Below are 13485 nucleotides of genomic sequence, written 5' to 3'. Positions count from 1 at the left end.
GAGCTAAAATGCATCCTGAGCCCAGCCAGCGGCTTTTGCTAAAAACATGGCGATAAGCGCGTATTTCTTTTTCCATAAAAAGAAACTATTACCAAAAAAATTAGCTTAACAGATTGCGCCTATTTGGCCGCTGTTTACTACTTTTAAGCCCGAAAGCCAGCCCTTCCGCATGAACGAGCGCATTCAAGAGAAACTAAGCATATTAGCCGATGCCGCGAAGTACGATGCTTCGTGCAGCAGCAGCGGCGGCAAGCGCAAAAACGAGAACAAAGGCCTGGGCAACGCCGAGGGCATGGGCATTTGCCACAGCTACACCGAAGACGGCCGCTGCGTGAGTCTGCTCAAGATTCTGCTCACCAACCACTGCATTTTCGACTGCGCTTACTGCGTGTCGCGCCGCTCAAACGACGTGAAGCGCGCCGCCTTCACCGTCGACGAAGTGGTGGACCTCACCATCAACTTCTACCGCCGCAACTACATCGAAGGGCTGTTTCTGAGCTCCGGCATTTTCTCGAGCCCCGACTACACCATGGAGCGGCTGGTGCGCATCGTGAAAAAGCTGCGCACCGAGCACAAGTTCAACGGCTACATCCACGTCAAAACTATTCCGGGCGCTTCGGAAGAATTGATTCAGGAAGCCGGATTGTACGCCGACCGCCTCAGCGTAAATATTGAGCTGCCCTCGGAGTTGGCCCTGACTACGTTGGCTCCCGAGAAGAACTACCAGGAGATTCTGACCCCCATGGGCCAGATTCGGGACGGCATTGCCCAGAATAAAGAGGAGAAGGCGCTATTCAAGAAAGTGCCCAACTTCGCCACGGCCGGCCAAACCACCCAGCTCATCGTGGGCGCCAGCGCCGAGACGGACCTGCAAATTATCAAGCTCACCGATTCGCTCTACCAGGGCTACGGGCTGAAGCGCGTGTACTACTCCGGCTACATTCCCGTGACCGACGACGCCCGCCTGCCGCAGGTGACGCAGCCGCCCGTTATCCGGGAGCACCGCCTGTACCAGACCGACTGGCTGATGCGCTTCTACGGCTTCCACGCCGACGAAATCCTCGACCCCGCGCACCCGCACCTCGACCTCGAAATTGACCCCAAGCTGGCTTGGGCCCTGCGCAACCGCCACGTGTTTCCGGTAGACGTGAACACGGCCGAGTACGAAATGATACTGCGCATTCCCGGCGTGGGCGCCCGCTCGGCCAAAAAAATTGTGGCCGCCCGCCGCTTCGCTGCCCTCAACATGGAAACCCTGCGCCGCCTGGGCGTGGTGCTCAAGCGGGCCAAATACTTCCTTACCTGCCAGGGCGAGCACCGTGCCGTCATCGGCGAGCTGAGCGAGCAGCAGGTGCGCCGCCAGATTCTGTTCGGCGCCGGCTCGGTCCGTTCGGCCCTGGTCACGCAGCAGGCTCGACTTATTCGCCCAGGCTTCTTAATCGATATGAACTACGACCTCCTTTTTCGAACGGCCCCTCGCCGCTGCAGAAAAGCAGCCTGGGCGGCGTCCAGCACGACATTTTTTCTCCGTTATGAAAGTCATCCACCGCCAGCCCCAGCCCGTGCGCACCCCGGCCTCCGACAAAGTAGCCCGCCTCTCGTGCTGCTGCCGCATCAGCGAGCTCATGCCCCTGGTGCGCCAGATGCACGACGACGCCCGCGCCCGGGCCATGGCGCGGCTGGCCGACAACGACGCCCAGCAGGCCGCCTAGCGCAACTTCCGGGCCCCGGAGCCGGTATCTGGCGGTATGTCCTACTCCGTTGAACACCAGCAGGTATCTACCAACGGCCTGCAGCTGCACGTGGCCCAAAGCGGCCCCGCCGATGGGCCGCTGGTCGTACTGCTGCACGGCTTTCCGGAGGGCTGGTACGCGTGGCGCTACCAAATTGGCCCCCTGGCCCAGGCCGGATACCGGGTGTGGGCGCCCGACCAGCGCGGCTACAACCTCAGCGACAAGCCCCACCACGTGCGGGACTATACCATCGACAAGCTGGCCGCCGATGTAATTGGGCTGATGGATGCCGCTGGCGCGCAAACTGCCGCTGTTGTGGGCCACGACTGGGGCGCCGCTGTGGCCTGGTACCTGGCGGCGCACCACCCGGCCCGCATCCACCGCGCGGCGGTGCTCAACGTGCCCCACCCGCAGGTGCTGGCCCAGGCCCTGCGCCGCAACCCCCGCCAGTTTGCCAAAAGCTGGTACGTTTTCTTCTTTCAATTGCCGTGGCTGCCCGAGTGCCTGGCGCGCCTCCGGGGCTGGTGGGTGGCCCGGCAGGCCCTGCTGCGCACCAGCGCCGACGGCGTGTTTAGCCACCAGGACCTAAACGCCTACCGCGAAGCCTGGAACCAGCCCCGCGCCATGCGCAGCATGATAAACTGGTACCGCGCCGCCGGGCGCTTTGCCGGGCGGCTCAGCAAAACCGGCCGGGTAAAAGTGCCGGTGCACATCATCTGGGGCGAAAACGATGCTTTCCTGGAAGCTGACCTGGCCCGGCAAAGCCTGCAGCTGTGCGATGCCGGCCGCCTTACGTACCTACCCGCCAGCCACTGGGTGCAGCACGAAATACCCAATGAAGTGAACGAGCTGCTGCTGAAGTTTTTGAAATGACGGGACGGGTTTTGCATAACAAATTTACCGTGTGTCATGCCGAGCGGAGCCGAGGCATCTCGCGTGCTTACTAATCTAATCGTCTGTCATCCTGAGCAGCGCGAAGGACCTTATCACGTCTGCACGAGTCGTCCAAAGGTGAAAAGATGCTTCGTGCCTCAGCATGACAGACAATTGGGTTACTGTTCAGGTAGAGATGCTTCGATAAGCTTAGCATGACAGGTCAATCCATATGGCCTAATCATTCAACGGGACGTAACGGTTTACTTCTGAAACACAGCTGATGCCCAACCTCACCCCGCTTCGACGTCCGGCTTCGGCCCCTGCTGCGCCCGCTGCGGAGCCCGCCGGCCGGCGCCGGAGCTATCCGGCACGCCGCGCGACTACACTTACGACGGCACATTTGAGGGCTTGCTGACGGTATTGTTTACCATTTACGACAGCAAGGCGGCGCCCAACAACATTCAGCCCGAGGCGGCGGTGCAGGGTGGCTTATTTGCGCCATCTGCGCCGATTGAGACCAGCGAAGCCTTGGCCGCCCGCGTGTGGGACGGCCTGCTGAAAACCATGGACGCCGAAGCGCGCACCCGCTTGTTTCACGTGTTTCTGAGCGAGCAGCCGGACCGCGAGCCTGCTCATTTTCCGGTACGTAGACTTGGCCCTGCGCACCCCAGTGGACATCTCGACCAACTACGCCGACGCCAGCGTGCGCCGCGTGCAGCGCCTTGCCCAGCAGATGTTCCGCGAAAAGCATCGCATGGAAGCCTTCGTGCGCTTTGAGAAAACCACCGATGACCTGTTTCACGCCACCATCGAGCCCGATTTTGACGTGCTGCCGCTCATCGCCGCCCACTTCACCAAGCGCTACGCCGACCAGCGCTGGCTGATATACGACCGCCGACGCCACTACGGCCTCTACTACGACCTGACCCGCACCGACGTGGTGCAGTTTGAGGCTACGCAGGCGCCAAAGTCCACCCAGCTATCGGCCACCGTGCTCGACGAGCGGGAGCCCCTTTTCAAGCTGCTCTGGCAGGCGTATTTCGACCACGTGAACATTCCGGAGCGCAGAAACCTAAAGCTGCACCGCCGCCACATGCCACTGCGCTACTGGAAATACCTGAGTGAAAAACAGCCGCGCGAAATGCGTTTTGAGCCGATTAAGAACAAGCGCCCGCCCGTGGACCCTAACTTGCGGCTCGAATAAGGCCCCTGGGCTTTGTTTCAGTGCAGGGCTGCTGAGTAACGACAGCGACTGGCGCATCTATTCTTATATCACTAAGTGGCGTAGTTCATGGGTAGCATATTGGTTTTTGGAGCATCGGGTCAATTGGGGCAGTGCCTGGCGCACGTAGCGCAGGAGCGGAACACGCCCGACATGGTGTTTCTGCCCGAAGCGCAGGCCAATATCCTTGACCCCGCAGGCCTGGCGGCCCTTTTTGCCGAGCGCCGCCCGGCTTATTGCATCAACTGCGCTGCCTACACGGCCGTGGACAAAGCCGAGGACGAAATTGAGTTGGCCCGCAAAATCAACCGCGACGGTGTGGCCAACCTCAGCCAGCTGTGCGGGGAGTACGGCACCGTCCTCATCCAGATTTCGACCGACTTCGTCTTTGCCGGCACCGGCAACCAGCCCCTCGTGGAAACCGACGAAGCCGCGCCCATCAGCGTGTACGGCCTCACCAAGCTGGAAGGCGAGCAGGTAATTTCTGAATATACCAGTAAGTTCTTCATCCTGCGCACGAGCTGGCTGTACTCCGAGTACGCCAACAACTTTGTGAAAACCATGCTCAAGCTGGGCCGGGAGCGCGAGGAACTCAAGATTATCTGGGACCAGGTTGGTACGCCCACTTACGCCATCGATTTGGCCGGCTGCATCCTTTCCATCATCGAAACCGGAAGCCAGGAATTCGGCCTCTACCACTACAGCAACGAGGGCCTCACGTCCTGGTACGATTTCGCCACGGCCATCTTTGAGCCTGAGCGAAACTCCAGTGCGCACCGTTCCCATCCGCACAGCAGAGTACCCCACCAAGGCCACGCGGCCCACCTATTCGGTGATGGACAAGACCAAAGCCAAGACGCAGCCTGGGCGTAGCCATTCCGCACTGGCGCCACAGCCTGCAGGTGTGTTTGGGACGGCTGGAGGCGTAGGCACCTCACCCCCGGCCCCTCTCCAAAAGAGAGGGGAGCCTGACGTTATTCAATAGAATAGAAAAGCCCCAGCTCAATATTGAGCTGGGGCTTTTGCTTTAAAGTTGAGCCAACCCTTAAGCCGAGGCTCCCCTCTCTTTTGGAGAGGGGCCGGGGTGAGGTGCCCCGCCACAGCTCAATTTCCTGTCTACTCCCGCCCGTAGCGCCGGCTCACCAGCAGCGCTACTGCCGTCAGGGCCCCGCCCACCAGGCATACGCCGGGCCAGCCGCCGTGCACCCAGGCCAGCCCGCCCAGAATTGACCCCAGCGAGCCGCCGGTAAAGTAGGCCGTCATGTACACGGTGTTGAGCCGGCTGCGGGCCTCGGGCACCAGCGAGAATATCATCGACTGGTTGGAAATGTGCGTGGCCTGCACACCCACATCAAGCAGAATGACCCCGATTACCAAACCGGCCACATACAGGCCGCCGAAACCGAGAATGGCGTAAGCCACCAGCGCCAGCACGATGCCCAGCGCAATGGTATAATCCGGGCCTTTCGTGTCGGCGGTTTTGCCGGCCAAGGGCGCCGCCAAGGCCCCAAACGCCCCAATCAAGCCAAAGAAGCCGGCTACGTCGCTGCCGTAGCCAAACGCGGGTCCTTCCAGGTAAAACGCCAGCATGGTCCAAAACACACTGAAGGCGGCAAAGAGACTGGCGCCCACCAGCGCCGCGCGCCGCAGCGGCCTTTGCTCGCGGGTGAGCGTGAGCAGGGACTTCATCAACGAGCCGTAGGAACCGGAGAAGGTGGGCTGGTCGGTGGGCAGCTTCCAGGCCAAGAGGGCGGCGAGCAGCACCATGAGCCCGGCGCCGATTTCGAACATGGCGCGCCAGCCCAAGTGTAGGCCCACGTAGCCGCTCACGGTGCGCGAAAGCAGGATGCCGATGAGCAGGCCGCTCATCACGCGACCTACAATGCGGCCGCGGCTGGCTTCCGGGGCCAGGTGCGCGGCCATGGGCACCAGCAGCTGCGGCACGGCTGAGAAGATGCCTAGCAGCACGCTCGCCCCGGCCAGCACGGAAAAGCTGGGCGCCCAGGCGGCCAGGCCCATGCACAGGGCCGCGCCCAGCAGCATGAGCAGCATCATGCGCTTGCGCTCGAGCTTGTCGCCCAGCGGCACTACCAGCAGCATGCCCAGCGTGTAGCCAATCTGCGTGGCCGTGGCTATCAGGCTGGCACTGCTGTCCGAAAGGCGGAAGGTGCGGCCGATAGCGGCGAGCAGCGGCTGGTTGTAGTAAATATTGGCCACCACCAGGCCGCAGGTTACGGCCATGAGCCAGACCAGGGCATTGTCTAGCAGGCTGGGGGCAGGGGCTTCGGTAGGGGAGGTGGTGGGAGGAGAAGTAGTGGGAATAGATAAGGGCGTATTTTCAACAAGGGATTCTTTCATATAAGCTAGCAAACGGTTCTCAAGCTGCGCAGGACGCAGACGGGGCTAACAGCGAAAACCTGCCAATGGTTACGCCTGCACCATAACCTGCCGATGGCCCTTGCGTTCAACCGACCATGAGCCGAGGATTTGTAAAAGAGGATGACTCCCAGCAGCCACCCATTATTCCGCCGCGGGCGGCGCTGCCACCCGGTACCACCAACTACGTCACGCCCAACGGCCTCGAGCAGCTTCGCGCCGAGCTCACGGCCCTGGAAGCCGAGCGCGCCGTGGCCGAAGCCAACCGCGACAACGACACCGACCGCACCCACCGGCTGTCGCTCTACAACGGCCGCATTGCCCTGCTCACCGAGCGCATTGCCAGCGCCAAAGTGGTAGACCCGCACGCCCAGCCGCCCAAGGAAGTGCGCTTCGGCGCCACCGTCACGCTGCGCACCCTGAGCGGAGGCAAAGTCGGCGCCGAGCGGCGGTTTACTATTGTGGGGGTCGACGAAGCCGACGTGGCCCAAGGCAAGGTGGCGTTCATCGCGCCCATTGCCCGGGCCGTGCAGGGAACCAAGCTGGGCAAGACCGTGACGGTGAAACTGGGCCCGCAAGAAGAAGTGGTGCAAGTAGAGTCCATCGCCTACGACAACACCCCAGCATAGTCCTCGGAATAAGGGTGGGGAGTACCGCTGAATGCTTCAAAGCCCGTTTCGTGGGACATCACATGAAGAAAACTGCTTATTTTGCTTCATGCAATTGACTCCTCCCACGCCCTTGGTTGACCTCTCGTACCGCCCCGACTTGCACATTCTGGTCGTGCGGTGGCTGGGGGTTACCACCGACGAGGAAACCCGACGCATCTATCGCTACCTCGAAGAAGCCGACGTAAACCAGTGCCGCTTTTGGTTGCTCGATGCCCGCCGCCGGCCCAGCTCGGGCCCGGCCGTCACCCGCTGGATGCTCGATGAGTTTGCCCCGCTGGTGTCGGCTCACTTCGGCGGGCTGCTGTATTTCAGCTACTTGATTTCGCCGGCCCACCTCGGCGCGGCCGAGGACTTTCAGCGGCAGGTAGCGGCCGTCTCCAACCCAGCGCTGCCCTACCGCCTGCACTACGCCAGCCAGGAGAGCGACGCCACCAACTGGTTGCTGCAGGCCCAGGAAAGCGAAAAAGCGCCGGGCCACTCCCTGGCAGCAGGCCGCCTATCTTCCAGCGATTAAATGGCTTGAGCTGGATTGCGGTTACCAGCAGTTGGCTCCATGAGTTGCCTATGATTATCTACAAATCGACCGACTGGTGGGAGGCCCTGCGCCACCTGCGCTCCTCGGGCATCATCCGCCTACTGCTGAAGCGCGTGCTGTGGGTGGGGCTGTACGCCACTGCCGTTACGGCCGTAGTGGTGCAGTCCAAGGTCTTTAATTTCACTGTCGATAAGGAGTTTTCTCTTTCCTGGGCATTATGCTCAGCTTGCTGCTGGTGTTTCGGACCAACACGGCCTACGACCGTTTTTATGAAGGCCGCCGCCTCTGGGGGCAGCTCGTGAACAACTGCCGCAACCTGGCCGTGCTCCTCCACGCCCGCCTCCCGGCCGACGACTACGCCAACCGCACGTACCTGGCCCACCTGCTGTCCAACTTTCCCATTGCCCTGGACGGGCACCTGCGGCAGGGGGTAAGGTTTCACAAGCTGGGAGAAGCCCATAGCGGCTATGTCGAGCAGCTGCGGCAGTTCGACCATGTGCCCTCGCGCATCGCGGCTCAGCTGCAGGAGTTTTACGAGCAACTGTTGCAGGAAGGCCTCATTCTGCCCACGCACCTCATCACCATCCAGCGCCACCACGAAGTACTGCTGGACGTGGCCGGCGCCTGCGAGCGCATCCAGAAAACCCCCATTCCTTTTTCCTACAGCTACTTTATCAAGGGGTTTATCTCGGTGTTCATCATCATCATGCCCTTCAACCTGCTCGATACCTACGAGTACATGACGGTGCCCATCACCATGTTCGGCGCCTATGCCCTGCTGGGCGTGGAGATGATAGGCGACGAAATTGAAGACCCGTTCGGCAAAGACAGCAACGACTTGCCGCTCACCCAGCTTTCCAACCGCATCCGGGCCAACGTGCACGAAATTCTGGGCGTGAACCTGCACGAAGACTACCGCGCGCTGGCCGATGCGCCTTATAGCGTCGTGTTTTAACCTCACCCCCGACCCCTCTCCCTAGGAGAGGGGAGCCAAGGCGGCTCAAGAAGTATTATAAGGAAAAAGCCCCGGCTCAATTGAACTGGGGCTTTTTCCTTTCAGCATTGCGTTCGGGTTAGGCTCCCCTCTCTTTTGGAGAGGGGCCGGGGGTGAGGTTTACGCTACCATCTGCTTCTTATACGCCCCCGGTGTCACGCCCTCGTACTTCTTAAAGAGCGCCTGGAAGTAGGAGAGGTTATTAAACCCGGCCCGCATGCACACCTCGGCCACGCTGGCCAGCGGGTGGCGCAGCAGCCGCTTGGCCTCGCTCAGCCGCTCGCGGATGATGAACTCGACCGGCGTGATGCCAAACTCGCGCTTGAATACTCGGAAGAACGTGGCCTTGCTCATGCAGGCCAGCGCGCTGAGCTTGTCGATGCTCAGATTTTCGGCCAGGTGCTGCTTGATGTAGTCGACCACGGCGGCGAAGCGGTGAGAGGTGAGGTAGCGGGCGTAGTCGTGGAAAATGAGTTGGCGGGCCTGCGTTTGCATCAGGCGGACGAGCAGCTCCTGCAGGGTGAAGCTGGCCAGCACGTCCTTGTTGACGTCGGTGGTGCGCGACACGGCCACGAGGCGGCCCAGCGTGTCGGTGAGCTCGGGGGTGTTGGTGAGGTGGGCGTACTCGGGCTGCTGCAGGGTCCAGGGCTGGTGGGCCTCGGCGCGGGGGTACCGCTCGTTGAGCAAGTCCACGGTGTGGCGGATGGTGTCGGGCGCGATGGCCACGGCCAAGCACTGGGTGGGCTGGCAGAGGCAGGCCTCCGGGAAGTCGATTTCCATGAGCTCGTCCTTGTCCACCACCACCGATTCGCCGGGCAGGTAGTCGAAGGCAGCGCGGCCGGGCAGGTGCATCACCTTTTGCCGCGCAGCATGGTGGTCAGGGCCAGGCCATCGAGCCGTAGCTGCACGCGGTGGGCGGCCTGGTGGGTTTCAAAAACGTTGAGCTCAAACCCATCGAGGGCGTACACGGTGCGGTTTTCGACGAGGCTGTGCAGGCGCTCGACGGCGAGCGGGGCAACGGCGGCGGGGAGGTGGGCGCGCGTGGTCATGGGTGGGATTTAAGTTAACCCCGGCGCTAAGAACGCCGGGGGAGAAGGGCAGAGCAGAAAGGCGCAACCGTAGCTCCTGATGGGGTGGGTTGTCCTGGCAAGTTGCGATTATTCCCGCACACTTTAAGACAATACCACAACCCGCCGAAAGGTTATTCAGAGACCTTTACCATCCAACTAACCCACTCAACCTTTACTTTTTACATCGTCATGGCTGAAACCCTCGAAGCAACCTCCACCGTGGTGGCGCGTCCAAAATTCAAAACTCACTACGATAATTTCATCGGCGGCAAATGGGTGGCCCCGGTCAAAGGCCAGTACTTTGAAAACCCCTCGCCCATCGATGGCAAAGCCTTCTGCCAGGTGGCCCGCTCCACCAAGGAAGACATTGAGCCTGGCGCTGGACGCCGCCCACGAAGCCTTCAAAACCTGGGGCAAGGCCTCGGCCACCACGCGCAGCAACGTGCTGCTAAAAATCGCCGACATCATGGAGGCCAACCTGGCCCACCTGGCGGCGGCCGAAACCGTGGAAAACGGCAAGCCCATCCGCGAAACCATGGCAGCCGACCTGCCGCTCTGCATCGACCACTTCCGCTACTTCGCCGGCGTGATTCGGGCCGAAGAAGGCTCGGCTACGGAGCTGAACGAGAATACCTTGTCGCTCGTGATTCAGGAGCCGCTGGGCGTGGTGGGCCAGATTATTCCCTGGAACTTCCCGCTGCTGATGGCCACCTGGAAGCTGGCCCCCGCCATTGCCTCGGGCTGTTGCGTGGTGATGAAGCCCGCCGAGCAAACCCCCGCCAGCATCATGATACTCATGGAGCTGATTCAGGATGTGGTGCCCGCCGGCGTAATTAACGTGGTGAACGGCTTCGGCCTGGAAGCCGGCAAGCCCTGGCCAGCAACAAGCGCGTGCAGAAGGTTTCCTTCACCGGCGAAACCACCACCGGCCGCCTCATCCTGCAATACGCCGCCGAAAACATCATTCCCGTGACCATGGAACTGGGCGGCAAGTCGCCGAACATCTTCTGCAAATCGGTGATGGATGCCGACGACGACTTCCTCGACAAGTGCCTGGAAGGCGCCGCCATGTTTGCCCTCAACCAGGGCGAAATCTGCACCTGCCCCTCGCGCCTGCTCATCCACGAAGACATTTACGACGAGTTTATTCCCCGCCTCATCGAGCGCGTGAAGGCCATCAAGCTCGGCCACCCGCTCGACCCCAGCACCATGATGGGCGCGCAGGCCTCGAACGACCAGTACGAGAAGATTCTGAGCTACCTCGAAATCGGCAAGGCCGAAGGCGCCGAGGTGCTGGTGGGCGGCGACGCGCACTTCCACGACCACCCCGAGCTGTCCGACGGCTACTACATCAAGCCCACCATCTTCCGCGGCCACAACAAAATGCGGATTTTCCAGGAGGAAATCTTCGGCCCGGTGCTGTCCGTCACCACGTTCAAGGACAACGACGAAGCCATCGAAATAGCCAACGACACCCTCTACGGCCTCGGCGCCGGCCTCTGGAGCCGCGATGCCCACGAGCTTTACAACATGCCCCGCGCCATTCAGGCCGGCCGCGTGTGGGTGAACTGCTACCACGACTACCCGGCAGGAGCCCCTTCGGTGGCTATAAGGCCTCCGGTTTTGGCCGCGAAAATCACAAGATGATGCTCGCCCACTACCGCCAGACCAAGAACATGCTCATCAGCTACAGCAAGCAGAAGCTGGGCTTCTTTTAGGCCGAAATTGAGCTGATTAGCCCAAATTGGGCTAAGAAAATCAGTGACTAACTAGGCCGTCATGCTGAGCGCAGTCGAAGCATCTCGCGTGTGGTAGTAACTCAATCGATTGGATTACTACCACACGCGAGATGCTTCGACTGCGCTCAGCATGACGTTCTGGTTGTGGCAAAGCAGCGGGCAGTCGGATTCGTTCGAGGCCAAGAATCTTTTAAGCAGTAGGTTGCGTCTTTACAAGAAGGCAGTACCAATCCTGTGAAGATGAAGCGTATACTATTGCCCTTTGCGCTACTATATAGCATTTCCATTGCTCAGGCCCAGCTTTTGCCGGTGCCGGGAGGCAAGAACCCGGATTGGGTACTGCTGAAAGCTGAAAAACGTCATTACGATGCGCAGGCCCTGGTGCCGCCTCCGGCCACCGACGCCATGCCCAATGCCGCCCAAAAAAGCATCTCGAGCATTGGCAATCATCACTACCATTGGGATTCCATCCACCAGCTTGCTTATGATTGGGTGAGTGCCGACGGTGCCATCGCTCCGCTCGAGAAGGTAACTGTGCGTGAGCAGCAGGGCGACATCGCCTACATCTACCGCCGCGCCAAGGTAAAGGGCAAGCCAAATTACCTGCCCGGCCAGCGCAACCCCACCAAATAACCTCTTAGACCATGGCCACGCCCCGCGTCCTCGTAACCCAAGCCGCTGAGGCTACCATTGACCTTTTACGCGACGAAAACGGCCCGCTCATGTTCCACCAGAGTGGCGGCTGCTGCGACGGCTCCTCGCCCATGTGCTTTGCCAAGGGCGAATTCCGCATCGGCGGCAACGACGTGTGGCTGGGCCAGATTCACGGCTGCGACTTCTTCATGAGCACCAGCCAATTCGAGTACTGGCAGCACACCCAGCTCACCGTGGACGTCACCAAAGGCCGGGGAGCCAGCTTCTCGCTGGAAATCCCGCTGGGCGTGCGGTTTCTGATTCGCTCGCGCCTGTTCACTGAGGAAGAATCTAAGGACATGGCCCCGGTGCGGCAAGGAGAGGAGTACCTCGAATCGCAAGCTTAGCGCCGGAGCCGCCACAGGTCCACGGTTTTGTCGGAGCTGGCGCTGGCCAGCCACTGGCCGTCGGGGCTGTAGGTCACGTCGTAGGCATCGTCCGTGTGTTGGGCCAGGGTTTGCAGCAGGCTGGCCGGTGGCCACGTCCCAAATTCGCACCGTGACGCCTTTATTGGTGGGGGAGAGGCCCAGGATATTCTGCGCGATTTCGCCCAGGGCCGTTTTGTCGCGGTAGGCTGCGGCAATATGCTTGTTGTCGGGGCTGAACTCGAGGGAGTACACGCACTCCGAATCGCCCTTGAAAGTGCGCAGCAGCCGGCCCGTGGCCACGTCCCAGAGCCGGATGCTTTTGTCGTCGCTGGCGCTGGCCAGTTGCCGGCCATCGGCGGTGAAATCCACGTTCAAAATTGCCTCGGTGTGGCCGGTGAGGGTGCGAAGCAATTGCCCACTGGCGGTGTCCCAAATCCGGATATCATTATCAAAGCTGGAGCTGGCCAGCGAGCGGCCATCGGGGCTGAATTTTACGCCCCACACGTTGAGCCGGTGGCCGGGCAGGCTGCGAATCAGCGTGCCGCTACCCAGGTTCCAGAGCTTCACGAGCTTGTCTTCGCCCGCGCTGGCCAAGGTGCGCCCGTCTGGGCCGAACGTCACGGCCCAGACCGTGCCCTCGTGCCCGGGCAAGGAGCTAAGCAGCCGGCCATCGGCCACCTGCCACAAGCGGATGACGTGGTCGTAGCCCCCGCTGGCCAGCACCTTGCCGTCGGGGCTGAATTCGAGGGTCGTAACCCCAGTCGGGTGTTTCAAATTGAGCAGCACCTGGCCCTGCTTGTTCCACACCTTTACGGTGCTGTCTATGCTGCCGCTAGCCAGTAGCGCTCCATCGGGGCTGAATTTAACTTCCCAGATGTGGGCCTTGTGCCCCGTGAATACCGTGTGCAATTGAGCTAGCCCACCGTCCACCTGCTGAGGTTTTTGCCCCCAATAGCCATAAGCTAATGCCCCGGTTAGGAGCAGGACAAGGGCTAGAATAACGGTTAAGATGCGTCTGGTGGCACGGGGCTTTGGGGACGAAGCTGACATGAGGTAAGGAAAACAGTTTTGCAGAAAAGAGAGAGTGTGTTTTGCGAAGCTAGCATTTGCCGGACTACTTTTTATCAGCCCCTTGAGAAGCTGATTTTAGCCCAACAAAAAAGCCCGGCTCCAAAAGGGCCGGGCTTTTTTGTTGGGCTAAAATTCAG

The 13485-nt window shown here is 60.9% G+C and carries 14 protein-coding genes and 2 pseudogenes; 12 read left to right on the top strand and 4 right to left on the bottom strand.

From position 1 onward, the window contains the following. The first annotated feature begins 169 nt into the window (after positions 1 to 169). The 5 genes from ACFQT0_RS24810 to rfbD all read left to right on the top strand — a co-directional run bounded on the left by ACFQT0_RS24810 (position 170) and on the right by rfbD (position 4704). Positions 170 to 1765 (top strand): putative DNA modification/repair radical SAM protein, encoded by a 1596-nt coding sequence (locus ACFQT0_RS24810; RefSeq protein ID WP_380205685.1) that lies wholly within the window; start codon positions 170 to 172, stop codon positions 1763 to 1765. Next, positions 1749 to 2606 (top strand): alpha/beta fold hydrolase, encoded by an 858-nt coding sequence (locus tag ACFQT0_RS24805; RefSeq protein ID WP_380205684.1) that lies wholly within the window; start codon positions 1749 to 1751, stop codon positions 2604 to 2606. The genes ACFQT0_RS24810 and ACFQT0_RS24805 overlap by 17 nt, the downstream gene beginning before the upstream one ends. 411 nt (positions 2607 to 3017) lie before the next feature. Next, on the top strand, positions 3018 to 3386 hold the full coding sequence (locus ACFQT0_RS24800) for a hypothetical protein (protein WP_380205683.1): 369 nt from the start codon (positions 3018 to 3020) through the stop codon (positions 3384 to 3386). Beyond that, positions 3280 to 3813 (top strand): TIGR03915 family putative DNA repair protein, encoded by a 534-nt coding sequence (locus tag ACFQT0_RS24795; protein ID WP_380205682.1) that lies wholly within the window; start codon positions 3280 to 3282, stop codon positions 3811 to 3813. The genes ACFQT0_RS24800 and ACFQT0_RS24795 overlap by 107 nt, the downstream gene beginning before the upstream one ends. A gap of 87 nt (positions 3814 to 3900) precedes the next feature. Next, positions 3901 to 4704 carry a dTDP-4-dehydrorhamnose reductase gene (gene rfbD / locus ACFQT0_RS24790; RefSeq protein WP_380205681.1) on the top strand — a complete coding sequence of 268 codons (804 nt, stop codon included), beginning with the start codon at positions 3901 to 3903 and terminating at the stop codon, positions 4702 to 4704. Between the two features lie 243 nt (positions 4705 to 4947). Here the strand turns inward: rfbD and ACFQT0_RS24785 are convergent, their stop codons facing one another. Further along, on the bottom strand, positions 4948 to 6189 hold the full coding sequence (locus tag ACFQT0_RS24785) for an MFS transporter (RefSeq protein ID WP_380205680.1): 1242 nt from the start codon (positions 6187 to 6189) through the stop codon (positions 4948 to 4950). A 116-nt stretch (positions 6190 to 6305) separates the two neighbouring features. On the opposite strand from ACFQT0_RS24785, the gene ACFQT0_RS24780 reads away from it, so the two are divergent. The 4 genes from ACFQT0_RS24780 to ACFQT0_RS24765 all read left to right on the top strand — a co-directional run bounded on the left by ACFQT0_RS24780 (position 6306) and on the right by ACFQT0_RS24765 (position 8368). Continuing rightward, entirely contained in the window at positions 6306 to 6836 is a 531-nt protein-coding gene (locus ACFQT0_RS24780; RefSeq protein ID WP_380205679.1) for a GreA/GreB family elongation factor, read from the top strand. 88 nt (positions 6837 to 6924) lie between these two features. Beyond that, positions 6925 to 7392 carry a hypothetical protein gene (locus tag ACFQT0_RS24775; RefSeq protein ID WP_380205678.1) on the top strand — a complete coding sequence of 156 codons (468 nt, stop codon included), beginning with the start codon at positions 6925 to 6927 and terminating at the stop codon, positions 7390 to 7392. 50 nt (positions 7393 to 7442) lie between these two features. Next, the gene (locus tag ACFQT0_RS24770) at positions 7443 to 7715 is read left to right on the top strand and encodes a hypothetical protein (RefSeq protein ID WP_380205677.1); all 273 of its coding nucleotides are present in this window, start codon (positions 7443 to 7445) and stop codon (positions 7713 to 7715) included. Further along, positions 7631 to 8368, top strand: a complete 738-nt coding sequence (locus tag ACFQT0_RS24765; RefSeq protein ID WP_380205676.1) for a bestrophin family protein — start codon at positions 7631 to 7633, stop codon at positions 8366 to 8368. Before ACFQT0_RS24770 ends, ACFQT0_RS24765 begins: the two co-directional genes overlap by 85 nt. A 159-nt stretch (positions 8369 to 8527) precedes the next feature. On the opposite strand, the gene ACFQT0_RS24760 is transcribed toward ACFQT0_RS24765, so the two are convergent. Next, positions 8528 to 9259, bottom strand: a complete 732-nt coding sequence (locus ACFQT0_RS24760; RefSeq protein WP_380206130.1) for a helix-turn-helix transcriptional regulator — start codon at positions 9257 to 9259, stop codon at positions 8528 to 8530. Next, the gene (locus ACFQT0_RS24755; RefSeq protein WP_380205675.1) at positions 9259 to 9456 is read right to left on the bottom strand and encodes a hypothetical protein; all 198 of its coding nucleotides are present in this window, start codon (positions 9454 to 9456) and stop codon (positions 9259 to 9261) included. Before ACFQT0_RS24755 ends, ACFQT0_RS24760 begins: the two co-directional genes overlap by 1 nt. 343 nt (positions 9457 to 9799) lie before the next feature. Between ACFQT0_RS24755 and ACFQT0_RS24750 the strand changes: the two are divergent. The 3 genes and pseudogenes from ACFQT0_RS24750 to ACFQT0_RS24740 all read left to right on the top strand — a co-directional run bounded on the left by ACFQT0_RS24750 (position 9800) and on the right by ACFQT0_RS24740 (position 12256). Then, positions 9800 to 11124 (top strand): annotated as a pseudogene (locus ACFQT0_RS24750) (aldehyde dehydrogenase family protein). Between the two features lie 332 nt (positions 11125 to 11456). After that, positions 11457 to 11849, top strand: a complete 393-nt coding sequence (locus ACFQT0_RS24745) for a hypothetical protein (protein WP_380205674.1) — start codon at positions 11457 to 11459, stop codon at positions 11847 to 11849. A gap of 11 nt (positions 11850 to 11860) precedes the next feature. Next, a complete protein-coding gene (locus tag ACFQT0_RS24740; protein WP_380205673.1) occupies positions 11861 to 12256 on the top strand; it encodes a DUF779 domain-containing protein in 396 nt (131 codons plus the stop codon). Between the two features lie 222 nt (positions 12257 to 12478). Here the strand turns inward: ACFQT0_RS24740 and ACFQT0_RS24730 are convergent. Continuing rightward, a pseudogene (locus tag ACFQT0_RS24730) lies at positions 12479 to 13327 on the bottom strand (WD40 repeat domain-containing protein); the annotation flags it as partial. Positions 13328 to 13485: the final 158 nt, after the last annotated feature.

Source organism: Hymenobacter humi (assembly GCF_042665855.1).
In the GTDB taxonomy this organism is placed as follows: Bacteria; Bacteroidota; Bacteroidia; order Cytophagales; family Hymenobacteraceae; genus Hymenobacter; species Hymenobacter humi.
Note: the sequence above shows the minus strand (reverse complement) of the source record. Positions and strands in the feature narration are given on the sequence as shown.